At 72.3% G+C, this 22,700-nt stretch carries 16 protein-coding genes; 7 read left to right on the top strand and 9 right to left on the bottom strand.

The annotated features are described in order from the left end of the window. Positions 1-160: 160 nt before the first annotated feature. Positions 161-3,100, bottom strand: a complete 2,940-nt coding sequence (locus tag ACSUPT_RS02720) for an FAD-binding and (Fe-S)-binding domain-containing protein (RefSeq protein WP_436943392.1) — start codon at positions 3,098-3,100, stop codon at positions 161-163. Positions 3,101-3,140: 40 nt separating this feature from the next. Continuing rightward, positions 3,141-3,590, bottom strand: a complete 450-nt coding sequence (locus ACSUPT_RS02715; RefSeq protein ID WP_436943391.1) for a MarR family winged helix-turn-helix transcriptional regulator — start codon at positions 3,588-3,590, stop codon at positions 3,141-3,143. A gap of 119 nt (positions 3,591-3,709) precedes the next feature. Between ACSUPT_RS02715 and ACSUPT_RS02710 the strand changes: the two genes are divergently transcribed. Next, on the top strand, positions 3,710-5,614 hold the full coding sequence (locus ACSUPT_RS02710; RefSeq protein ID WP_351963740.1) for an ABC transporter ATP-binding protein: 1,905 nt from the start codon (positions 3,710-3,712) through the stop codon (positions 5,612-5,614). 268 nt (positions 5,615-5,882) lie between these two features. Continuing rightward, entirely contained in the window at positions 5,883-6,755 is an 873-nt protein-coding gene (gene mltG, locus ACSUPT_RS02705) for an endolytic transglycosylase MltG (RefSeq protein ID WP_403503010.1), read from the top strand. A gap of 12 nt (positions 6,756-6,767) precedes the next feature. Here the strand turns inward: mltG and ACSUPT_RS02700 are convergent, their stop codons facing one another. Then, on the bottom strand, positions 6,768-7,856 hold the full coding sequence (locus ACSUPT_RS02700) for an NAD(P)-binding domain-containing protein (protein WP_436946161.1): 1,089 nt from the start codon (positions 7,854-7,856) through the stop codon (positions 6,768-6,770). A gap of 63 nt (positions 7,857-7,919) precedes the next feature. Between ACSUPT_RS02700 and ACSUPT_RS02695 the strand changes: the two genes are divergently transcribed. After that, positions 7,920-8,342, top strand: coding sequence for a secondary thiamine-phosphate synthase enzyme YjbQ (locus ACSUPT_RS02695; protein ID WP_365725772.1), 423 nt, complete (start codon positions 7,920-7,922; stop codon positions 8,340-8,342). 52 nt (positions 8,343-8,394) lie between these two features. Here the strand turns inward: ACSUPT_RS02695 and ACSUPT_RS02690 are convergent, their stop codons facing one another. The 5 genes from ACSUPT_RS02690 to ACSUPT_RS02670 form a co-directional block, all read right to left on the bottom strand. Continuing rightward, positions 8,395-9,360, bottom strand: a complete 966-nt coding sequence (locus ACSUPT_RS02690) for a glycoside hydrolase family 6 protein (RefSeq protein ID WP_351963737.1) — start codon at positions 9,358-9,360, stop codon at positions 8,395-8,397. Positions 9,361-9,511: 151 nt separating this feature from the next. Continuing rightward, positions 9,512-10,960, bottom strand: a complete 1,449-nt coding sequence (locus ACSUPT_RS02685) for an endo-1,4-beta-xylanase (RefSeq protein WP_436943390.1) — start codon at positions 10,958-10,960, stop codon at positions 9,512-9,514. 497 nt (positions 10,961-11,457) lie between these two features. Beyond that, the gene (locus ACSUPT_RS02680; RefSeq protein WP_436943389.1) at positions 11,458-12,900 is read right to left on the bottom strand and encodes a glycoside hydrolase family 43 protein; all 1,443 of its coding nucleotides are present in this window, start codon (positions 12,898-12,900) and stop codon (positions 11,458-11,460) included. Then, entirely contained in the window at positions 12,897-15,116 is a 2,220-nt protein-coding gene (locus ACSUPT_RS02675; RefSeq protein ID WP_436943388.1) for a beta-glucosidase, read from the bottom strand. Before ACSUPT_RS02675 ends, ACSUPT_RS02680 begins: the two co-directional genes overlap by 4 nt. Positions 15,117-15,125: 9 nt before the next feature. Beyond that, positions 15,126-16,139 (bottom strand): LacI family DNA-binding transcriptional regulator, encoded by a 1,014-nt coding sequence (locus ACSUPT_RS02670; RefSeq protein WP_351963733.1) that lies wholly within the window; start codon positions 16,137-16,139, stop codon positions 15,126-15,128. A 235-nt stretch (positions 16,140-16,374) separates the two neighbouring features. On the opposite strand from ACSUPT_RS02670, the gene ACSUPT_RS02665 reads away from it, so the two are divergent. The 4 genes from ACSUPT_RS02665 (at position 16,375) to ACSUPT_RS02650 (ending at position 21,057) form a co-directional block, all read left to right on the top strand. Beyond that, on the top strand, positions 16,375-17,667 hold the full coding sequence (locus tag ACSUPT_RS02665; RefSeq protein ID WP_436943387.1) for an extracellular solute-binding protein: 1,293 nt from the start codon (positions 16,375-16,377) through the stop codon (positions 17,665-17,667). Then, the gene (locus tag ACSUPT_RS02660; RefSeq protein WP_399217940.1) at positions 17,660-18,649 is read left to right on the top strand and encodes a carbohydrate ABC transporter permease; all 990 of its coding nucleotides are present in this window, start codon (positions 17,660-17,662) and stop codon (positions 18,647-18,649) included. Before ACSUPT_RS02665 ends, ACSUPT_RS02660 begins: the two co-directional genes overlap by 8 nt. Next, on the top strand, positions 18,646-19,476 hold the full coding sequence (locus ACSUPT_RS02655) for a carbohydrate ABC transporter permease (RefSeq protein ID WP_351963731.1): 831 nt from the start codon (positions 18,646-18,648) through the stop codon (positions 19,474-19,476). Before ACSUPT_RS02660 ends, ACSUPT_RS02655 begins: the two co-directional genes overlap by 4 nt. A gap of 108 nt (positions 19,477-19,584) precedes the next feature. After that, the gene (locus tag ACSUPT_RS02650; RefSeq protein ID WP_436943386.1) at positions 19,585-21,057 is read left to right on the top strand and encodes a non-reducing end alpha-L-arabinofuranosidase family hydrolase; all 1,473 of its coding nucleotides are present in this window, start codon (positions 19,585-19,587) and stop codon (positions 21,055-21,057) included. A gap of 120 nt (positions 21,058-21,177) precedes the next feature. Here the strand turns inward: ACSUPT_RS02650 and ACSUPT_RS02645 are convergent, their stop codons facing one another. Beyond that, positions 21,178-22,689: a DUF4246 domain-containing protein gene (locus ACSUPT_RS02645; RefSeq protein WP_436943385.1), complete on the bottom strand. Its 1,512-nt coding sequence runs from the start codon at positions 22,687-22,689 to the stop codon at positions 21,178-21,180. Between the last annotated feature and the right edge of the window lie 11 nt (positions 22,690-22,700).

Genomic DNA, 22,700 nt, shown 5'->3' with positions numbered 1-22,700 from the left:
GGCTGGTTCATGAATCCCACGAGGACCCTCGCGGGCGGGCGACGGGTGCGCAAGGGAGCGGATCAGCCGTCCGCCCCGCCCCACGGGCCCGCCGGGTCGCCGCCGCACGGCTCCACGGGCCCGCCGGGTCGCCGCCGCACGGCTCCACGGGCCCGCCCGGCTACGGGCGTGTGGCGCGCTCCAGTTCCAGGAGGACCGACCGGTAGGGGCGTCCCGTCGCGTGCTGCATCCCGATCTCGCACGTCCGGTTCGCCGACAGGTACGCGTCGAACTCCCGCGCCCGCACCCCCGCCGCCTCCCGCGCCGTCGCCGCCTCGGTCAGCTCCGGGTGCAGCAGCCCGCGGTCGCCGGCGAACGCGCAGCACCCCGCGTCCGCCGGGACGACCACCTCGTCGGCGCACACGGCGGCGAGCGCGGCCAGGTGCTCCCCGGCGCCCAGGGCCGCCGCCGAACACGTCGGGTGGACGACGGCGGAGCCCACCGTCCGGCGCACCGCCAGCCCCGGCAGCAGATGCTCCACGGCCCACACCACCGCGTCGTACACGGTCAGTTCGCCGTGCAGCCGGCGCGTCGGCGCGTCCAGATACGGCACCAGCTCCCGGCCCAGGCCCAGCGCGCACGACGAGGCGTCCACGACCAGCGGCAGCAGCCCGCCGCCGGTCCACCCCCAGGCGGCCTCCACGACCCGCCGGGCCATCACCGAGGCGCCCTCCTCGTACCCCTTGGACGCCCAGGCGGTCGCGCAGCACAGGCCCCGCACGTCGCCGGGCACCCACACCGGCCGCCCGGCGCGCGCCGACAGGGCCACGACCGCCTCGGGCAGCGTGGGACCGCCGGGCCCGTCCGGCGAGCCGAACACCCGGTTGACGCAGGCCGGGAAGTACACGGCCGCCGCTCCCGCCCGCTCCGTGCGGGGCAGCCGCGCGGGCGCGGCGTCCGGCACTTCCGGCAGCCACTCCGGTACGAGATCGGGCCGCACCGCCCTGCGCAGCGCACCGGTCACCGCCCGCGGCAGCCGCTCGCCCGCCACCCGCCGCGACCGGTACGCGGCGGCCACCGCGCGCCGCGCCGCGCCCTCCACGACCGCGAAGTTCCGCGCGGCCAGCGCCGCCGCGCGCTCCTCGCGCGCGGAGTGCCGCAGATGCCGCAGCCGCTTCATCAGCGCGCCCGTGTCGATGCCGACCGGGCAGGCCGCCGCGCAGGAGCCGTCCGCGGCGCAGGTGTCCACCGCGTCGTAGCCGTACTCGGCCACCAGGGCATCCTCCACCCGGGAACCGTGCCCCTGGCGGACCATCTCCCGCCGCAGCACGATCCGCTGGCGGGGCGTGGTCGTCAGGTCCCGGCTGGGGCAGACCGGCTCGCAGAACCCGCACTCGATGCACGCGTCGACCAGCCCCTCCACCGCGGGCACGGACTTGAGGCCGCGCAGATGGCCGCTCGGGTCCCGGTCGAGGACGACCCTCGGGGCGAGCACGCCGTCGGGGTCGAGCGCCTGCTTGGTGCGCCACATCAGCTCCGTGGCGCGCGGCCCCCACTCCAGCTCCAGGAACGGCGCGATGTTCCGCCCCGTCGCGTGCTCGGCCTTCAGCGAGCCGTCGAAGCGCTCGACGGTCATCCGGCAGAACGCCTCCATGAACGCCGCGTACCGCTCCACGTCCGCCGGGGACGCCGGGTCGAACGCCAGCAGGAAGTGCAGGTTCCCGTGGGCGGCGTGCCCGGCGACGGCCGTGGTGAAGCCGTGCTCCGCCTGGAGGTCCAGCAGGGCGGCGCACGCCTCGGCCAGCCGCCCGGGCGGCACGGCGAAGTCCTCCGTGATCAGCGTCGTACCGGGCGGGCGGGAGCCGCCGACGGCCGTGACGAACGCCTTGCGGGCCTTCCAGTACCCGGCGATCGTCCCCGCCCTGCGGGTAAACGCGTTGGTCACCGACTCCACCGGGGCGATCAGCTCCAGCGAGTCCAGCACCTCCACGGCCGCCCACTCGTACGCGTCCAGCGCCGCCGCGTCGGGCGCGCGGAACTCGACCAGCAGAGCCGCGCAGTCGCGGGGCAGCTCCGCCCAGTCGGGCGGCACCCCCGGCACGCTGACCGAGGCGCGCAGCGTGTTGCCGTCCATCAGCTCCACGGCGAGCGCCCCCGCCGCCGTGAAGCGGGGCACCGCCTCCGCGGCCGCGGACAGCGACGGGAAGAACAGCAGCGCCGCCGACACCGCCCGGTCCAGCGGCAGCGTGTCGAGGACGACCTCCGCGATGAACCCGAGCGTCCCCTGCGAGCCCACCATCAGCCCGCGCAGGATCCGCGCCGGGGTCTCCCCGTCCAGGAAGGCGTCCAGCCGGTAGCCGTTGGTGTTCTTGATCCGGTGCTTCGCGCGGATCCGGGCCGTCAGCCCCGCGTCCGCCTCGATCCGCGCCTTCAGGTCCAGCAGCGCCTCGCACAGCTTGGGCTCGGCGCGCGCCAGCAGCTCGTCGGCGTCCGGGGCGCCCGTGTCCACGACGGTGCCGCTCGGCAGGACGACGGTCAGCGACGCCACGGTCCGGTAGGCGTTGCGGGTGGTCCCCGCGGTCATGCCGGAGGCGTTGTTGGCCACGACCCCGCCGACCGTGCAGGCCGCCGCGCTCGCCGGGTCGGGGCCCAGGACCCGGCCGTGGGGCGCGAGCGCGGCGTTCACCCGGGCGACCGTCGTGCCGGGCCGTACCCGCACGCGGGCGCCGCCGTCGAGGACCTCGACGCCCTCCCAGTGCCGCCGGACGTCGACCAGGATGTCCTCGCCCTGCGCCTGCCCGTTCAGGCTGGTCCCCGCCGCGCGGAAGACCACCTCCCGGCCCTTGCCGCGGGCGTACGACAGGATCGCCGACACGTCGTCCACGTCCTCGGCCAGCAGCACGACCCGCGGCACGAACCGGTACGGGCTGGCGTCCGAGGCGTACCGCACCAGGTCGGAGACGCGCGACAGCACCTTCTCCGGTCCGAGGACGGCGGTCAGCTCGTCGCGCAGCCGCGAGGACGTGCCGTGCGCCCGCAGATCGGGCAGCCGGTCCGGCAGGGGCGTCCGCCCGGTGTCGCCCGGGCGCAGGGGGTCCGGCTTCGGCTCCAGCAGCGGCATGTCACGTCCCCTCGACGGCGCGCGCGGGGCGCGCGGCGGCTCAGCAGTGCCGCTCCGGCACTCCGTCGACCAGAGCGGACAGCAGCCCGCCGAGCACCTCGCGCTGCTCGACGGTCAACGGGGCCAGGATGTCCTCTGCGGCGGCCCGGCGCGCGCTGCGCAGCCGCCTCAGCGTGGCGCGCCCCTCGTCCGTGAGCTCGATGCGGATGACGCGGCGGTTGGCCGGGTCAGGTACGCGGCGCACCCGCCCGCTCGCCTCCAGCCCGTCCACCAGGCTGGTCACCGCCCGGGGGACCACCTCGAGCCGCTCGGCCAGATCCGCCATCCGGGGCGGGCGCTCGTAGTGCGCGACCGTGCGCAGGAGGCGCGACTGCGCGGGCGTGATGGCGATGTCCGCGGCCTCCAGCTGCCGCTTCTGGCTGCGGTGCAGACGGCGGGTCAGCCGCAGCAGCTGTTCGGCGAGCAGGCCGTCGGCGTCGGGTGCGTTCATAATCGGAAGGGTATCAGGACACCGCTCATTGTGAACCAAGGTAACAATGAGCTATCCTCTGCTTCGAGGGTCGTGCCCCGCTGCCCGCGGGGCACGCGACGACCGGCCGGAAGGAGCCCATGCGTATCCACGCCGAGTCCACCTGGACCCCGCCGCCCCCGGATCCGGACCAGCCGCCGGCCCAGATCCGGCGCATCCTGCGGCTCTTCCGCCCCTATCGCGGCCGGCTCGCCTTCGTCGGCCTGCTCGTCGGCGCCTCGTCGCTGGTGGGGGTCGCCTCGCCGTTCCTGCTGCGCGAGATCCTGGACACGGCCATCCCGCAGGGGCGCACGGGGCTGCTGAGCCTGCTGGCGCTCGGCATGATCCTCACCGCGGTGGTGACCAGTGTCTTCGGCGTCCTGCAGACGCTGATCTCCACCACGGTCGGGCAGCGCGTCATGCACGATCTGCGCACGGCGGTCTACGGCCGGCTCCAGCAGATGCCGCTCGCCTTCTTCACCCGGACGCGCACGGGCGAGGTCCAGTCGCGCATCGCCAACGACATCGGCGGCATGCAGGCCACGGTCACGTCGACGGCCACCTCCCTGGTCTCCAACGTGACCGCCGTCGTGGCGACGATCGTGGCGATGCTGGCCCTCGACTGGCGCCTCACGGTCGTCTCGCTCCTGCTGCTGCCGGTGTTCGTGTGGATCAGCCGCCGCGTCGGCAGGGAGCGCAAGGCGATCACCACCCAGCGCCAGAAGCAGATGGCCGCCATGGCGGCCACGGTCACCGAGTCGCTGTCCGTCAGCGGCATCCTGCTGGGCCGCACCATGGGGCGCGCCGACTCGCTGACCCGCTCCTTCGCCGACGAGTCCGAGCGCCTGGTCGACCTGGAGGTGCGGGCGTCGATGGCCGGGCGGTGGCGGATGGCGTCCGTCAGCATCGTCATGGCGGCCATGCCCGCGCTGCTCTACTGGGCGGCCGGGCTCGCGCTCCAGGCCGGCGGGCCGACGATCTCCATCGGGACACTCGTCGCCTTCGTCTCGCTCCAGCAGGGCCTGTTCCGTCCGGCCGTCAGCCTGCTCTCCACGGGCGTGCAGATCCAGACCTCCCTCGCCCTCTTCCAGCGGATCTTCGAGTACCTCGACCTGCCCGTCGACATCACCGAGCCCGAGCGGCCCGTCCGGCTGGAGAAAATCCGCGGCGAGGTCCGCTTCGAGGACGTCGCGTTCCACTACGACAAGGACGACGGGAAGACCGGCCCCACGCTCGACGGCATCGACATCGTCGTGCCCGCGGGAAGCCGCCTCGCCGTGGTCGGTGCCACCGGCTCCGGCAAGTCCACCCTGAGCTATCTGGTGCCCCGCCTGTACGACGTGACCGCCGGCCGGGTCACGCTGGACGGCGTCGACGTGCGCGACCTCGACTTCGACAGCCTCGCCCGCGCGGTGGGCGTGGTCTCCCAGGAGACCTACCTCTTCCACGCCTCCGTCGCCGACAACCTCCGCTTCGCCCGGCCCGACGCGACCGACGCCGAGATCGAGGCCGCCGCCAAGGCCGCGCAGATCCACGACCACATCGCCTCGCTGCCCGACGGGTACGACACGCTGGTCGGCGAGCGGGGATACCGCTTCTCCGGCGGCGAGAAGCAGCGCCTCGCCATCGCCCGCACCATCCTGCGCGACCCGCCGGTCCTCATCCTGGACGAGGCGACCAGCGCTCTCGACACCCGGACCGAGCAGGCCGTCCAGCAGGCGATAGACGAGCTGTCCGCCGGCCGGACCACCATCACCATCGCCCACCGGCTCTCCACCATCCGCGACGCCGACCAGATCGTCGTGCTGGACGCCGGCCGCATCGTCGAGCGGGGCACCCACGCCGAGCTCCTCGCCCGCGGCGGCCGGTACGCCGCGCTGGTCCACGGGGACGTGCGACTGGACGCCGCACCGGGTCACACGGAAGCGCCGCCGCTCCCGTGGGACGGGGGAGCGGCGGCGCCGGACGGAGCGAGCGTCAGACCAGCCAGCCCACGAAGTGGATGACACCGGCGAGCAGGTGGGTGATGAGGTCCATGCGGTGAATCTCCTTGTGCCTTGTGCATGTGTGGGACTACGCAGTCGCGGTCTACAGCCCGTCGCTTGCGCCCCGTAAGCATCACGCGCCGCGGCGGTGCGACGCGGGGGAATCCCCTCCGGCCACACGTTCCGGCGAACATCCGCTCGCACGTTCGCCTGTTCCCTCACATCAGTCATACGTGCCGATATATCCCATATGCGAAATTTATGAGGATCTCCGGGTTAGCGTGCCCGCATGAGGCTCGTGACCCAGAAGGCGCACCGTCACAGGCATCGGAGGCGCGGCAGACCCAGGCTGACCCGCCGGGGCAGGATCGTCCTGATCACCGGCGTGCTCGCCCTCGTCGCCGCGGGGACACTCGTGCCGCTGCTCGTCCTCCGCGACACGCCCCCGCCGCCCAAGCCGCCGGAGAAGACCCGCACGCTGCTCATCCCGGAGGGCTGGCGCGCCGGCCAGGTGTACGACGCCGTGGACCAGGCCCTCCGGGTACCGCCCGGCACCACCCGCACCGAGGCCGCAACCGCCCGCCTCGGCCTGCCCCCGGCCGCGCAGGGCAACCCGGAGGGCTTCCTGTTCCCGGCGACGTACCCGATCGACAAGACGACCACGCCGCGCGGCCTGCTGCGCTACATGGTCACCACGGCGGGGGAGCGCTTCGGCACACCGAAGGTCGCCCAGGGCTCCCGGCGTAGCAGCCTCAGCCTCTACGAGACGGTCACCATCGCCAGCATCGTGCAGGCCGAGGCCGACACGGCGGACGACATGGGCAAGGTCGCCCGCGTCATCCACAACCGCCTGGCCCGCGGCATGGCCCTCCAGATGGACTCGACGCTCAACTACGCCCTGGACCGCTCCACCCTCGACACCTCGCACGCCGACACCCGCATCGAGAGCCCGTACAACACCTACACGACACCCGGCCTGCCCCCCACCCCCATCGGCAACCCGGGCGAACAGGCCGTCCACGCCACGATCGCCCCACCACCGGGCGACTGGCTGTACTTCGTGACGGTGAACCCGGGCGACACCCGCTTCACCGCCGACTACGACGAACACCTCGCGAACGTGGCGGAGTTCAACCACAACCGCCGCACGGCATCCTCATAACCCGCGGTCCGGTCAGGCCGCGGTCCTCGCGGGGCTTCGCCGCAGCAGCTGCCGGACCTCGCGGACGGCGGCGCGTCCGGCGCGGTTGGCGCCGATGGTCGAGGCGGACGGCCCGTAGCCGACGAGGTGCACCCGCTCGTCGCGTACGGCGCGGGTGCCGTCCAGCCGTATGCCGCCGCCCGGCTCCCGCAGCCGCAGTGGCGCCAGATGGTCGACGGCCGCCCGGAAACCGGTCGCCCAGAGGATCACATCGGCGTCCAGGGTCCGCGCCGTACCGCCCTCCGGGGCGTCCCAGGCCACGCCCGTCGGGGTGATCCGGTCGAACATCGGCCGCCGGTCCAGGACGCCGCGCGCCCGCGCCTCGCGGATCGCGTCGTTCAGCGGCAGCCCGGTCACGCTGACCACACTGCTCGGCGGCAGCCCCTGCCGTACCCGCTCCTCCACCAGCGCGACCGCCGCCCGCCCCTCGGCCTCGCCGAACGGCCCTTCGCGGAAGACCGGCTCGCGGCGCGTCACCCATGTCGTCTCGGCGGCCACGTCGGCGATCTCCATCAGATGCTGGGTGCCGGACGCGCCGCCGCCGACCACGATCACCCGCAGCCCGGCGAAGGGCTCGGGCCCCGGATAGCCGGCCGTGTGGAGCTGCCGCCCCCGGAAGGTCTCCTGTCCCGGATAGCGCGGCCAGAACGGCCGGTCCCAGGTGCCCGTCGCGTTGATCAGCGCCCGCGCCGCGTACACGCCCTCGGACGTCTCGACGCGCAGCCGCCCGCCGTCGCCCTCCCGCACCGCCGTCACGTCGACGGGCCGGTGCACCCGCAGGTCGAAGGCGTCCTCGTACCGGGCGAAGTACCCGCCGATGACCTCCGAGGACGGCCGGCCCGCGTCCGCCCCGGTCAGTTCCATGCCGGGCAGCGCGTGCATCCCGTGCACCTTGCCGTACGTCAGCGAGGGCCACCGGAACTGCCAGGCACCGCCCGGCTCCGGCGCGTGGTCGAGCACCACGAAGTCCCGCTCGGGTACGAGTCCGGTCCGCCGCAGGTGGTACGCGGCGGACAACCCGGCCTGCCCGGCACCCGCGACGACCACGTCGATGTCGTTCACGCTTCCCCCAACCGACACGGGGCGGAGGATCTTCCCGCCCCGCCGCAGGGGCACCATGGAGGCATGAGCGACGCATTCACGACCCGCACGCTGGACATCACCACCGGACGCCGCGAGACCGTCCACGACCTCACGGACGCCTGTGCGGCCTTCCTCGACGAGGTGGCGCCCGGCCGAGACGGCCTGCTGAACGTCTTCACGCCGCACGCCACCGCCGGCGTCGCCGTCATCGAGACGGGCTCGGGCAGCGACGAGGACCTGCTGGCCGCCCTGCACACGCTCCTGCCCGCCGACGACCGCTGGCGCCACCGCCACGGCTCCCCGGGCCACGGCCGCGACCACGTCCTCCCCGCCCTGGTGCCGCCGCACGCCACGCTTCCGGTCCTCGCGGGCCGCCTCGCCCTGGGCACCTGGCAGTCGGTGTGCCTGGTCGACACGAACGTCGACAATCCGAACCGCCAGGTGCGCCTGAGCTTCCTGGGCTGACGCGCCGGTCACGACCGCCCTCCCGGGGCGGCGGCCGGCCGCGGAGCCGGCGTCAGTAGCCGTAGATCATCTTGTAGGCGACCTCCGGGAGGAACTGTCCGGCCGAGGAGCCGGCGCCGACGCCGCAGTTGCCGTCGGACTCGCCCGGTGCCTTGATCCACAGCAGCATCTCGGCGCCGCCGCCCATCTGGGCGGGGGTGCCGATGCGGCGGCCCGCGGGGTTGCACCACTCGCCGTTGGAGCCGTTGCCGTTGCGGCTGGTGTCGACGACGAACGGCTTGGTGTAGCCGTAGCGGGCGGCGAGTTCGCTGTTGACGGCGTTGCCGTAGGCGGTGTTCTGGGCGGTGGTGTAGTAGTTCGAGACGTTGAGGGAGAAGCCGTGGGCCTGGCGGAGCCCGGCTTCGTGGAGGCGCTGGGCCATCGTCGCCGCGCCCACCCAGCCGGGGTTGCCCGCGTCGAGGTAGACCCAGGTGTTGGGCGCCTGGCGGCCGAACTCGGCGAGGGCGCCGCTGATCATGCCCTGTCGTTCGCGGATCTGGGTCTGGTTCAGGCAGCCGTAGTCCGCGAGGGAGTCGGGTTCGAGGACGACCAGGGCCGGGCGGTTGCCGATCCCCCCGGCGAACTGCGAGATCCAGGACGCGTAGGCGGAGGGCGACGAGGCTCCGCCTCCGGAGTGCCCGCCGCACGAGTCCCGGAGGTAGATGTTGTAGGCGACCAGGACGGGCAGCTTGTCCGCCTGGTCCGCCGCCCCGGCGTACGCGCCCGTGGCGGTGCCGATGGTGCCGCTCCAGGCGCCGAACCAGCGGGCCATGGGCCTGTTGGCGAGGGACGTGCTGATCGCGGGCGCCCGGCCGTCACCGGGGTTGGCGGCGACCCACTGCTTCGCGGCGGAGTTCGGGTCCACGTAGAAGCCGCTGGTCATGGTGGTGGGGTCGGCCGCGTGGGCGGGCGGCGCGACGGCGAGCGCCAGGGGCACCGCGGCGAGGGCGGCGACGAGGGCGCGGATGGTGTGGCGCATGGCTGTACCTTTCGTTTCTCCGACGGGGACCGCCGCGCGCGCGAGCGGGTCCCGGATGCCTGCTGCGGTGGCTCCTGCCGGCGTCCGACCGGACGGGAGGGGGCCCGGATCATCCTGGCCCCCTCCGGTGTACGGGTGTCGGCGCACCGGGTCAGGCGCGGCTCCAGCGCTGGTTGGTGCCGTTCCAGCAGGAGTAGAGCTGGATCAGTGTGCCGTTTGCGGTGCCGCCGGCAGCGGCGTCGAGGCACAGGCCGGACTGGACGCCGACGATGGAACCGTCGGAGTTGAGCCGCCACTTCTGGTTGTCACCGCCCCAGCAGTTGTAGATCTGCACCTTGGCGCCGTTGCCGGTGCCGGCGGCGTCCAGGCACTTGTCCCCGTAGACCCTCAGCTCGCCCGCGGCGGTGTGGGTCCACTGCTGGTTGGGGCGGTTGTTGCAGTCCCAAAGCTGGACCTGGGTGCCGTCGGCCGTACTGGCCCCGGGCACGTCCAGGCAGCGTCCCGAGGCGACCCCCTTGATCTGTCCGGAGCCGGGGGAGGGCGTCGGAGTGGGGGTGGGGCCGGGGGAGACGGCGTTGAGCGCGTTGAGGACGGAGGTGTAGGCGGGCTTCTTGCTGCCGTCGCCGTTGAACAGCAGCGGCGTCTGCTCGGCTCGCCAGGAGTCGGTGTCCCGCACGCCCCAGACGGTGATGCCGACGCACCGGGGGACGGCCAGGCAGTCGTTGGTCACGTTGGCGTAGGTCGTGGGGGAGGCCCCCTGGATGTCGAGCTCCGTGACGGCCACGTCGACGCCGAGGGCGGCGAAGTTCTGCAGGGTGGTGCGGAAGTTGCTGTTGTACGGGCTGTCGCTGTTGAAGTGGGCCTGGAAGCCGACGCAGTCGATGGGCACGCCGCGCTGCTTGAAGTCCCGGACCATGGCGTACATGGCCTGCGTCTTGGCCCAGGTCCAGTTCTCGACGTTGTAGTCGTTGTAGCAGAGCTTGGCGGCCGGGTCCGCGGCGCGCGCGGTGCGGAAGGCGACCTCGATCCAGTCGTTGCCGGTGCGCTGCAGGTTGGAGTCGCGCCGGGCTCCCGAGGTGCCGTCGGCGAACGCCTCGTTCACGACGTCCCACTGGACGATCTTGCCCTTGTAGTGGCCCATCACGCCGTTGATGTGGTTGATCATCGCCTGGCGCAGCGCGCTGCCGCTGAGGCTCTGCATCCAGGCGGGCTGCTGGGAGTGCCAGGCCAGGGTGTGGCCGCGCACCTGCTTGCCGTTCTGCACCGCCCAGTTGTAGACGCGGTCGCCGGCGGTGAAGTTGAACTGGCCCTGCTGGGGTTCGGTGGCGTCGATCTTCATCTCGTTCTCGGCCGTCACGGAGTTGAACTCGCGGGCCGCGATCGTCGTGTACGCCGGGTCGTTGAGCTTGCCCGAGGCGATGGCGGTGCCGAAGTAGCGCCCGCTCTGGGCCGCCGCGCGGCCGAGCGTGCTCTCGGCGGCCTGAGAGTCCGGCGGTGTCGCCAAGACGGTGGCCGAACCGAGGACGCCGACGATCAGCGCCGCGCACAGGCCGCCGATCTTACTGCGTAGAAGGGATGGTCGAACGACGTGTGAGCGCATGACTGAGCCTCCAGGACGGAGATCACGGAAGGATTTCGAGCGCGGCGGAGGGAATTGCGTCGTGCTGTCGTCTGCGAGGTCCGCGCCCGGGAAAAAAGGGGGGGTGCGTGCCGCCAGGGAGTGACGATGTGAGGCCGGCACCGTGCCCGCGGCGGTGAAGAGATGAAGCGGCCTCGGGAATCAGTGTGAAAATTCGGCAGGGGCATGTCAACGGTTTCGAAGGTGTTTCGAATTCCGCCTCTTCGGGGTGATCCGGAAGAGAATTCCGCGGGCCCTTCCCCGCCGAAAGGATTTCGACGGGGAAGGGCCCGCTCTGTGTCCGCCGTTGAGGCGTCCGCGCCTTTTCCGATGGAGGGCGCGGAGAAATCCCGGACGTGGACGCGCGGCTCCAACGGCCGCCCCGCATTCCCCCCCGTACGGTCGATTACCGCCGCCTGTCCGCGGGCGGCCTCACGCGGGCGTGCGCGGCCCGCCCGCTTCGCCGCCGCACCGACGGCTCAACTCCGCTGGGGATACGTGAGATCGAACCAGGCGAAACGCGCCCGGCTGGTGGACGGGCGGCCGTTGGAGGTGGCGTAGAGGCCGAGCTGGACGCTGGTGAACAGCGGGGTGAGGAAGGTGGCTTCGACGGTGGCCAGGTCCCGCCAGGCGCCGTCGGGCGCGGCGTGGGCGAAGGTGTGGCCGAAGCCGCGGATGCGGACCCCCAGGCGGACGGGGCCGGGGGAGAGGGGGACGCGGGCCAGGACGTCGGGCCCGCGGTGGAGGCTGAGCCCTTCCGCGTCGCGAAGGAGGAGAAGGTGGGCGTCGTCGTCGATGACCACGGCGAGACCGGCTTGTTCGCCCGGTGCGACGGGGGTGAAGTGCAGTTCGGTGGACACGTCGCAGTCGGGGTGCTCCTGGGGGCGGACCAGCAGTGAGGGGGCGCTGCGTTCGCCGAGGCGTTCGGGGCGCAGCTGGAGCAGGAGCCCGTCACCGGTGGTCCAGAACGGCGCGCGGGGCGTGCGCAGGGTGCTCCAGTCGGCGGAGAGGGCGGCGAAGTCGTCGTGGACGGGGAGCCGGGGACTCGTGTGGGCGACAGGGGTGAAGACCGGCCAGCCGTCGCTCCAGGTGACCCTGGCGAGGAAGGTCTCGCGGCCGATGGCGGAACCCGGGCGCACGCCGAGGAGGACGGCCCGCCAGTCGCCGTCCGGGGTCTGGACGAGGTCGGCGTGGCCGGTGCAGGTGACCGGGCCCGTGGCGGGAGGCAGCACGGGGTTGCCGGGGGCGCCCTCGTACGGGCCGGTCACGCGGCCCGCGCGGGCGGCCACCACACTGTGGTCCACATCCGTGCCGCCCTCCGCGGTGAGCAGGAGGTAGCCGCCGTCGACCCGGTAGAGGTGCGGGGCCTCCGACCAGCGTGCACCCGGCCGGCTCCCGGACCACAGAACGTACTCGGGTCCCGTGAGCCGCCGTTCGCGGGGCAGGTACTCACGCATCCAGATCTCGGTGCGGCCGGCGGCCTCGTCCAGGGCGCGGGCGGCGGTGAACCAGGCACGGCCGTCCCCGTCCGGCCCGTCGTCGAAGAACAGCGACGGGTCGAAGCCCTCGCCCTCCAGCCACTGCGGCTCCGACCACGGTCCCGCCGGGTCGGTCGCCGTGACGACGAAATGGCCGCGGCCGTCCATCAGCGTGCAGACGAGGTGGAAGACCCCGTCGTGGTGCCGGATCGTCGGTGCGAACAGACCGCGTGAGGGCTCGCAGCCGTCGAGGTCGAGCTGCGACGGCCGGTCGAGCGCGGAGCCCAGACGCCGCCAGTTCACCAGATCGCGGCTGTGGAACACGGGAAGCCCCGGGAACCACTCGAAGGTCGACGTCGTCAGGTAGTAGTCCGCTCTTACCCGGCACACGGAGGGGTCGGGCCGGAAGCCGGGCAGCACGGGGTCGGCGAAGGAGGCGCTCATGAGACGGGGACGATCTCGACGGGCACGGACAGCACCCGGTCGGCCGCCGGGTGGCGCACGGGGCCGTGCAGGGTGAAGGAGCCACGCAGCGGCAGATCGCCGCTCGACCGGCCGACGGCCACCCCGATCTCTCCGGGCTCCACTCTTCTGCGCAGGTCGAGCCCGGTGAAGGAGGTCCGGTCGGCGTGGACGGAGAAGGTGACGCGGGCGGCGGCGCCCGGCCGCAGCTCCACCCTGGCGAATCCGGCGAGCCATCTCTCGGGACGGACGACGGACGCCTCCGGATCCGAGAGGTAGAGCTGGACGACCTCGGTCCCGGCCACCTGCCCGGTGTTGCGGACGGTGACCGAGACGGCGACGGAACCGTCCGTCGGGGCGACCGGGTCCACCGAGAGGTCCGAACAGGTGAAGGTGGTCCAGCTCAGCCCGTGTCCGAAGGGGAACAGGGGCGTCGGGTCCACCGAGCTCCAGTCGGTGTGCCCGCCGAGCCTGGAGCGCAGGTAGGTGCCGGGCTGGCCGCCGCCGTGGCGGGGGATGGAGACGGGCAGCCGGCCGGAGGGCTCCGCGGCCCCGCTGATGATCCGGGCCAGCGCCGTCCCGCCCTCCTCGCCGGGGAAGAACGCCTGGATCACGGCCGACGCGCGCTCGGCCAGCGACCCGAGCGCGTAGGGCCGCCCGGAGACGACGACCAGGACGGTCGGTATCCCGGAGTCGAGGACGGCGGCGGCGAGGGCGGCCTGGTCGCCGGGCAGGTCGAGCGTCTCGGCGTCGCAGCCCTCTCCCGAGGTGCCCCGGCCGAACATGCCGGCCCGGTCGCCCAGGACGAGTACGTTCACCTCCGGGTCGTCCGCGGTGACCGTGAACCCGGCGGCGGTGAGCGCCTCGCCGAGCGTCGGGATCTCGAGCCCCGGGTCGCCGGGCAGGGCCACGTGGTTGGGGAAGGAGTAGCACCCGAGGAAGGCCTGGGGGTCGTCGGCGTACGGACCGCTGATCGCGACGCGGCACGGCCGCAGCGGCAGCGTGCCGTCGTTGGCGAGCAGCACGGTGGACCGCTCGGCCAGCAGCCTGGCCAAGTCCCGGTTCTCCGGCGGGTCGAGGTCGACCGGCTCCGGTTTGACGGGCTCCCAGTCGGGGTCGAGCAGGCCCAGCCCGGCCTTCTGCAGCAGGACCCGTTCGGCGGCCCGGTCGACGAGCGCCTCGGGGACGCTGCCCGACCGCACGAGTTCGACCAGCGGCTCGCCGTAGCAGCGCACCGTGGGCAGTTCGACGTCGATCCCCGCGGCCAGCGCCAGCGCGCCGGCCCCGCCGCGCGATCCGGCGACGCCGTGCCGGGTCTCCAGGAACGAGACGGCGTAGTAGTCCGCGACGACGACCCCGCCGAAACCCAGCTCGCCCCGGAGCAGATCGGTCAGCAGGCGCTCGTCGGCGGCCGCCGGGACGCCGTCCACATCGGTGTAGCTGTTCATCACCGAGCGGGCGCCCCCCTCGCGGAGCGCCCGTACGAACGGCTCGAGCAGCACGTCAGCGAACTCGCGGGGCCCCGCGGCGACGGGGGCCATGTTCCGGCCGCCGCGCGAGGCCGAGTAGCCGGCGAAGTGCTTGAGCGTCGCCACGACGCCGGCGCCTTCCAGGCCCTGTACGTAGGCCGTGCCGATCGCTCCGACGAGGTACGGGTCCTCGCTGATGCACTCCTCGGTCCTGCCCCACCGGTAGTCGCGGACCACGTCCAGCACGGGAGCCAGCCCCTGGTGGACGCCGACCCGGCGCATCCCGGCGCCGATGGCGGCGGCCATCCGCCGCACCAGCCCGGGATCGAAGGAGGCGCCCCAGGCCAGCGGCCCGGGGAAGACCGTGGCGCCGAACGTCATGAACCCGGTCAGGCACTCCTCGTGCGCGACCGCCGGGATCCCGAACCGGCCCGACGCGGTCACCTGCCGCTGCAGCGAGGCGAGCCGCTCCATCCCGGCCTCCGCGGTGACCGGGGCGGTGCCGTACACCCGGGTGAGCTGGCCGAGCCCGTGGGCGACGACGTCGTCGAGACCGGGCGCGGGTCCGCCGTCGTCGTCCTCCATCGGCGCGACGGGCGCTCCCGGATCCGAGGGCAACGCCCAGAAGCCGGCGAGTTGCCCCGCCTTCTCCTCCAGCGTCATCCTTCCCAGCAGATCGGCGACGCGCACGGACGCGGGGAGGCGGGGGTCGCGCCAGGGCTCGTTCAAGGGGTTCTCCTAGGGACGAGGCGGGGCGGTGGAGAGCCGGACCTTGAGTTCGGTCGAGAGCTCCATCCGCGGGCTGACCAGGGGCTGGCGGTCCAGAAGCTGGAACAGTGTGCGGGCCGCGACCCGGCCCATCTCCTCCAGCGGCTGGCGTACCGTCGTCAGCGGCGGTGACAGCCAGTCGCACATCGGCAGGTCGTCGAAGCCGACCACGCTGAGGTCCCGGGGGATGCTCAGTCCGCTCTGCCGGGCGGCCTCGTAGACGCCCATCGCCTGCTGGTCGCTGCCGGCGAAGACGGCGGTCGGCGGGTCGGGCAGGGCGAGCAGCTCCTGGGCGCACCGGAACCCGCCCTCGTGCTGGAAGTCGCCGAACCGGATCAGGTCGCGGTCGACCTCGATCCCGGCCCGCTCCAGGGCGGCCCGGTACCCGTCGATGCGGGCCTGGCTGCACAGCATCTCCTTGCGCCCGCCGATCGCGGCGATCCGGCGGTGCCCGAGCTCCAGCAGGTGCTCGGTGGCGGCGAGGCCGCCCGCCCAGTTGGTCGCCCCGACGCTCGGCACGCCGCTGTCCGGCAGGTCGATCGGGTCGATGACGACCAGCGCCGCCCCGGCCCGCTCGACCTGGGCGCGCTGGGCGTGGGTGACGGAGGCGGTGACGAGGATGACGCCGTCGCTGTGGTGCAGGGCCGGGAGCGCGGTCCACCCGGACGGTGAGGCCTCGCCGGGCGGTACGAGCGACACGACGGTGCCGACGCTGCGCTGGGCGCACTCGGCCTCGACGCCGCGCAGGATCTCCACCGCCCACGCGCTGTCCAGACCGCCGATGACCAGGTCGACGAGACCCGATCTGCGGGCTCTGCCCTGCCGGCCGGGCGGGAAGTAGTTGTGCGCCTGCAGCAGCCCCTCGATCCGTGCGCGCGTCGAGGGTGCGACATCGGAGCGGCCGTTGATCACCTTGGACACGGTGGCCGGGGAGACCCCCGCTTTCGCGGCGATGACGGCCAGGGTCGGGCGCTGCTCGCTCAACTTCTCTCCTCGGGCGGCCGACTGCGGCCAACGATAGATATCGCAAATCTTTCGATGAGTTTCCGGGCGGCCCGACCTGCTTGTCAACCCTGCGGCATCGGTCAGTTGGGCAAATAAATCTACGCGGGGTCTTGACCGGTAAGCCACTCGTTCCTAGTTTGTGGCAGCGCAGAATTCGAGAGAGTTTCGAAACATTTTCGGGCACGAACCGGCACTCCCCCACCCCGGAGGTCCCATGGCCAGCACCCTCCCGAGCCGACGTAGCTTCCTCGCGCTCTCGGGCCTGACCGCCCTGTCCGTCTCCCTGACCGCGGCTTGCGGAGCCGGCGGGTCCGGGGGCGGGCCGACGGCCGACGGCAAGGTGTCCTTCGCGTGGTGGAACATCGCCACGACCGAGCCGGGCAAGTCCCTCTTCCCGCAGATCTCCGCGGCCTTCACGGCCGCTCACCCGGACATCGAGATCCACACGACCTCGTTGGAGAACGAGGCGTTCAAGTCCAAGCTCACCGCCACCACCTCCTCCGGCAAGCTCCCCGACGTCTTCCAGACCTGGGGCGGCGGTGTGCTCCGGCAGCAGGTCGAAGCGGGGCTGGTCGAGGACCTCACCGACGTCTTCGACTGGTCGTCCCGGCTCACCCCGGTCTCCCTGCAGCCGTATCAGTTCGAGGGCCGCACCTACGCGGTGCCGTACGACATCGGCATGGTCGGCTTCTGGTACAACAAGAAGCTCTTCGCCAGCGCCGGGATCACCGCCCCGCCGGCCACCTGGGCCGCGTTCCTGGAAGACGTCCGCAGGCTCAAGGCGGCGGGCATCACCCCGATCGCCCTCGCGGGCAAGGAGAAGTGGCCGGGCCACTACTACTGGGCCTACCTCGCGATGCGCGTCGCCGGTCTCGCCGCGCTGCGGCAGGCCGCGGTCACCAAGGACTTCACCGCTCCCGGCTTCGTCCGGGCAGGCGCCCATCTGAAGGAGCTGGTCGACCTCCAGCCGTTCCAGGAGGCCTTCCTCGGCGCCGGCTACGCCACCCCCGGAGGGCAGGCCGCGACCATGGGCAACGGCCGGGCCGCCATGGAGCTGATGGGGCAGTGGGGGCCGTCGGTGCAGCAGGACGCGGGCGCCGGCCTCGGAGCGGACCTGGGCTTCTTCCCCTTCCCGACCGTCGACGGCGGTGCGGGACGGGCCACCGAGGTGTTCGGCGGCGGCAACGGCTTCGCGCTGCGCAAGGGCGCCCCGAAGGAGGCACTGGACTTCCTGAGGTTCCTCGTCCTGGAGAACCAGTCCAAGCTGGTGGCCTCCGGCGCCTACCTGCCGGTGGTCAAGGGCGCGGAGAGCCGACTCACCGACGCCGACAGGAAGGTGGTGGCCGAGAGCCTGGTCAAGGCGACGGGCTTCCAGCTCTTCCTCGACCAGGCGTACCCGCCGGCCGTCGGCCAGGAGGTCAACGACAGCGTCGCCGACCTCATCGCCGGCAAGAAGACGCCCGAGCAGGTCACCACCTCGATCACCGAGGCTGCGAAGAGTGCCTAGCCCCGTGTCCACCCTGACCCGGGAGCGGACGGAGAGGGCCGCGCCGGCGCAGCCGCCGCGCAGACCGCGGACCTTCCTGCGCGCCTCGCGGGACTGGGCGTCGGTCGCCTGGTTCCTCGTCCCGGCCCTGGTCCTCTTCGTCCTCTTCGTCCTCGCCCCGATCGCCGTCGCCGTCTACACCGGCTTCTTCCGGTGGGGCGGCATCGGCCCCATGGACGACTTCGTCGGCTTCGCGAACTACACCCGGCTCTTCGACGACCAGGTCTTCCTCGGCGATCTGGGGCGCGGGCTGTACCTGATCGTCCTGTCCCTCACGGTCCAGCTGCCGTTCGCCCTGTTCACCGCCGTCCTGCTCAACCAGAGGCTTCGCGGCCGCGCCGTCTACCGCATGCTGTTCTTCGCGCCGTACATCCTGTCCGAGGTGGTCACGGCGGTCCTCTTCACGATGGTCTTCCTGCCCGGCACCGGCATGGCCGACCACCTCGCCGGCCTCCTGGGCCTGGAGGGGCTGCAGGGCAAGTGGCTCGCCGACCCCTCGACGGTCATGCCGACCCTCTTCCTGGTCATGGTCTGGAAGTACTTCGGCTTCCACATGATGCTCTTCCTCGCCGGGCTGCAGGGCATCCCGGCCGAGGTCCTCGAAGCGGCCTCCATCGACGGCGCCGGCGCCTGGCAGCGCTTCCGGCACGTGACGCTGCCGCTGCTCGGCCCGACGATCCGGATCAGCGTCTTCCTTTCGGTCATCGGGTCCATCCAGCTCTTCGACCTCGTCTGGGTCATGACCGCGGGCGGGCCCAACCACTCCTCCGAGACGATGGCGATCGCGATGTTCCAGTTCGGGTTCAAGCGCTACCAGGTCGGCTACGCCAGCGCGATCAGCGTGATCCTCTTCATGATCAGTCTGGTCTTCTCCCTCTTCTACCAGCGCTATGTGCTCCGCCGTGACCTGAGCGGCGCCGTCACCACGGGAAGCGGCCGATGAACGCCCGCAGGACGGTGCGGGGCATCTCGCTGCACGCCGTGGTCTGGCTGATCGCCGCGTTCGTCGTCGTACCGCTGATCTACGCGGTGGTCTCCGGGTTCAAGAGCACCGGCGAACTGACGACGAACCCGTTCGGCCTGCCGGAGCGGTGGAAGGCCGCCAACTACACCGGAATCCTCGGCGACAGCATGTTCTGGCGGCAGATCGCCAACAGCGCCGGCATCGCGATCGCCACGACGCTCTGCACGGTCGGTGCCGCCGCGATGGCCGCCTTCGTGCTGGCCCGCTACGCCTTCCGGGGCAGGGAGCTGTTCTACACGCTGTTCACGATCGGGCTGATGTTCCCGTTCGCGGTGGCCGTCCTGCCGCTCTTCCTGATGCTGCGCACCTTCGGCCTGCTCGACAACCCGCTGGGGGTGATCCTCCCGCAGGCCGCGTTCGGGCTCCCCATGACGATCGTCATCCTGCGCGGCTTCTTCCGGACCGTCCCGGCGGAGATCGAGGAGGCCGCCGTCATGGACGGATGCGGCAAGTTCCGCTTCTTCTGGCGGATCCTGCTGCCGATGGCGCGTCCCGCGCTCGGCACGGTCTCGGTCCTCTCGGTCGTCGCGAGCTGGAACAACTTCTTCCTGCCGCTGCTGGTGTTCAACGACCCGAAATGGCAGACCATCCCGGTCGGCGTCCAGCAGTTCCAGGGCCAGTACTCCACCGACTACGCGCTCGTCCTCGCCTACATCGTGCTCGCCATGGTCCCCGCCCTCGCCTTCTACGCCGTCGCCGAACGGCAGTTGATCGGCGGCCTCACCGCGGGCGCGACCAAGGGCTGACCCTTCCACACGCCCTCCCGTCCCGCGGACACCCCGGTGCCCTCCACCCGGTCGCGGCCCGGTTCGCCCGGGCCGCCCCATCCCCCCGTCCCCGAAGGAGCTCTCCTGATGAGATTTCGCCGCCCGCCCCTGGTCCTGGGTCTCGTCCTCGCGGTCCTGTCGTCCTTACTGCTCGGGGCCGCCCTCGTCGGCGCCCCGCCCGCCGCCGCGGCGACCGTCGACACCAGCGCCTGGTACGTGCTCGTCAACCGCAACAGCGGCAAGGCCCTGGACGTCTACAACCTGGCGACCGGCGACGGCGCCCGGATCACCCAGTGGACCAGGAACGACCAGAACCAGCAGCAGTGGCAGTTCGTCGCCTCCGGCGACGGCTACTACCGGGTCAAGTCCCGCCACTCCGGCAAGGTCCTGGACGTCCACAACCTCTCCACCGCCAACGGCGGCCCGGTCGTCCAGTGGACCGACCTGAACGGCACCAACCAGCAGTGGCGGCTCGCCGACAGCGCGGACGGCCACGTGCGGCTCATCGCCCGCCACAGCGGCAAGGCCCTCGAAGTGCAGGGCGCCTCCACGGCCGACGGCGCGAACGTCGTCCAGTACGACGACTGGGGCGGCGCCAACCAGCAGTGGCAGCTCGTCAAGGTGGCCGGCGGCACCCCCGGCACCTGTGCCCTCCCCTCGGCGTACCGCTGGTCGTCGACGGGCGCGCTGGCACAGCCCAAGGCCGGATGGGCCTCGCTCAAGGACTTCACCGTCGCCCCGTACAACGGCAAGCACCTCGTCTACGCGACGACGCACGGCGCCGCGGGAACGGGAGTGGGCTGGGGCTCGATGAACTTCACCCCCTTCACCGACTGGCCGGAGATGGCCTCGGCGGGCCAGAACACGATGTCGGCGTCCGTCGTCGCGCCCACGCTCTTCTACTTCGCGCCGAAGAACATCTGGGTGCTCGCCTACCAGTGGGGCCGGACCGCCTTCTCCTACCGGACCTCGACCGACCCGGCCAACCCGAACAGCTGGTCGGCGGAGCGTGAGCTCTTCTCCGGAACCATCGCCGACTCGGGAACGGGCCCCATCGACCAGACCCTCATCGGTGACGGCACGAACATGTACCTGTTCTTCGCCGGCGACAACGGCAGGATCTACCGGGCCTCCATGCCGATCGGGAACTTCCCCGGCAGTTTCGGCTCGACCTCGACGGTGGTCATGAGCGACACGCGGAACAACCTGTTCGAAGCCCCGCAGGTCTACAAGCTCCAGGGCCAGAACCGCTACCTCATGATCGTCGAGGCGATCGGTTCACAGGGCCGGTACTTCCGCTCGTTCACGGCCACCAGCCTGAACGGCTCCTGGACGCCCCAGGCCGCGACCGAGACCAACCCCTTCGCGGGCAAGGCCAACAGCGGCGCCACCTGGACCGACGACATCAGCCACGGCGAACTGGTCCGCGCCGGCGCCGACCAGACCTTCACCGTCGACCCCTGCAACCTGCGGTTCCTCTACCAGGGGCGCGATCCCCGCTCCGGAGGCGACTACGGCCAGTGGCCCTACCGGCCCGGCCTGCTGACGCTGCAGCGCTGACCACGCGGCACCGGCACCCGCCCGGGCGCGGGGCCGGCGTGGCGGGCCCGGCACACGGCCGGGCCCGCCACGGCCCGCTGCCCCGCCGACGGCGGGGCAGCGGGGCGCGTGCCGCGGGCTTCAGTGCTCGCAGAGGGAGAACTCCCGCTCGAAGAGCTGCTCGTTGTGCTCGTCGACGAAGAACTTGCGTTCCTGCATGAGCTGCTCGCGGTATTCCTTCGCCTGTTCGAGCGTCATGGTCGAGGTGTCGGCCCAGGGCTGCTGGGGCGGGACGTCCGACGTCGAGACGATCGGCTCCGACGGGTCGACCAGGAAGAACGCCAGGATCTTGCGATGGCCCGGTCGAGTGGGGTCCGCGAGGCGGAACGAGCCGACGCGGTGCTGCAGGACGTTCGGGAACGCCAGGCAGCGGCCCGCCGGGGTCGGCACCGATCCCAGTTCCTGGTTGAGCGCGTCCTCGTTCTCCAGGCCGTAGACCTCCCGCACCCCGTTGTCGTCGTTCTGCTCGTAGTACGGGTCGTCGAGCGCCGCGCGGAAGCCCAGCCGGCTCTCCGTGATGTTCTCGCTGTCCCAGTAGTAGATGCCGGTCGACACGATCCGCTCGTTGAGCATCCCCTCCACGTGCCACGAGCCGCCGGGGTACTCGGGCTTGTCCGGCGTGAGGTGGATGTTGGCGAGCTTGACGATCACCTGAAGCCGCCGTCCGCGCAGGTCGACCCGCGCGGACCCGTCCGGCACCTCGGGGGGCGTGAAGGCCGGGGCGTCCGGGACGACGGGGCGGCGCTCCTCCCACCAGGAGTCCAGCGCCTCGTCCCACGCGCGGACGGCCTGCGCGTACGCCTCGTCGTCGCTGTAGTCGTCCTTGTCGGGGTGCTCCGGCTCGGAGTCGTACCACCCGTAGGGGTCGGCCTCGATCCGCAGGGGGCGCGGATGGCGCAGATCGGTGAGCACGTTCTCCAGCAGGGGCCGCATCCGGGCGAACAGCTCCGGCAGGACCGCGGCCAGTTCACGGTGCTTCTCGGGGTGGACGTTGTTGACGTACGAACGGAAGGCGACCCCGCCGTCGGCATCGACGTCCACGTCGGTGGGCAGCCACTGGAACCTCTCCGAGAACTCGTACTTCGAGTAGTGGTTCGTCGGGTTGTGCCACGCCCGCCCGGGCCCGCCGCTCACCTCCCTCACCAGGCAGAACAGCGAGGGGTGAACCAGGTCCAGCACCTGGCCGTCGGAGCCGGGGTGCCAGTCCCGCTCCGCTTCGGGGACCTCCTCCAGCACGCGGACCGCGTCGCGCAGCCGGGCCCGGAGCCGGTCGTCGACCAGCGTGTCCGACTGCCACACCCCGTCGACGGCGGACACCTCGGCGCCGGTCCGCTCGTCCCGCAGCGCGGCGTAGTGCGCGAGCTCCGCGAGGACGTAGGCGACCTGCGCCTCGGTCATGCCCTGGTCGACCGCTTCCCGCGTCCATCGGGCGACGACGGCGGGGTCACGCATCTTCTCGAACCAGCGCGGCTTCGACCGGATGTGCGCGCTGCACTGCATCATCTGCAGCTCCCGCAGCGTCCGGGGCGGCGCGGCGTACGACAGGGAACGGGACGCCTGGAAAGGCAGCGGAAAAGCAGACGTGGCGGTCAATTGCCCTGGTC

It is taken from the genome of Streptomyces sp. SudanB25_2051 (assembly GCF_964272635.1).
Classification (GTDB): Bacteria; Actinomycetota; Actinomycetes; order Streptomycetales; family Streptomycetaceae; genus Streptomyces.
This window is presented reverse-complemented; position numbering and strand designations above follow the sequence as displayed.

Coding starts and splice junctions, on each gene's coding strand:
- ACSUPT_RS02720 (WP_436943392.1), bottom strand. CDS start 3,100: ATGCCGCTGCTGGAGCCGAAGCCGGACCCCCTGCGCCCGGGCGACACC.
- ACSUPT_RS02715 (WP_436943391.1), bottom strand. CDS start 3,590: ATGAACGCACCCGACGCCGACGGCCTGCTCGCCGAACAGCTGCTGCGG.
- ACSUPT_RS02710 (WP_351963740.1), top strand. CDS start 3,710: ATGCGTATCCACGCCGAGTCCACCTGGACCCCGCCGCCCCCGGATCCG.
- mltG (WP_403503010.1), top strand. CDS start 5,883: ATGAGGCTCGTGACCCAGAAGGCGCACCGTCACAGGCATCGGAGGCGC.
- ACSUPT_RS02695 (WP_365725772.1), top strand. CDS start 7,920: ATGAGCGACGCATTCACGACCCGCACGCTGGACATCACCACCGGACGC.
- ACSUPT_RS02690 (WP_351963737.1), bottom strand. CDS start 9,360: ATGCGCCACACCATCCGCGCCCTCGTCGCCGCCCTCGCCGCGGTGCCC.
- ACSUPT_RS02685 (WP_436943390.1), bottom strand. CDS start 10,960: ATGCGCTCACACGTCGTTCGACCATCCCTTCTACGCAGTAAGATCGGC.
- ACSUPT_RS02680 (WP_436943389.1), bottom strand. CDS start 12,900: ATGAGCGCCTCCTTCGCCGACCCCGTGCTGCCCGGCTTCCGGCCCGAC.
- ACSUPT_RS02665 (WP_436943387.1), top strand. CDS start 16,375: ATGGCCAGCACCCTCCCGAGCCGACGTAGCTTCCTCGCGCTCTCGGGC.
- ACSUPT_RS02655 (WP_351963731.1), top strand. CDS start 18,646: ATGAACGCCCGCAGGACGGTGCGGGGCATCTCGCTGCACGCCGTGGTC.
- ACSUPT_RS02650 (WP_436943386.1), top strand. CDS start 19,585: ATGAGATTTCGCCGCCCGCCCCTGGTCCTGGGTCTCGTCCTCGCGGTC.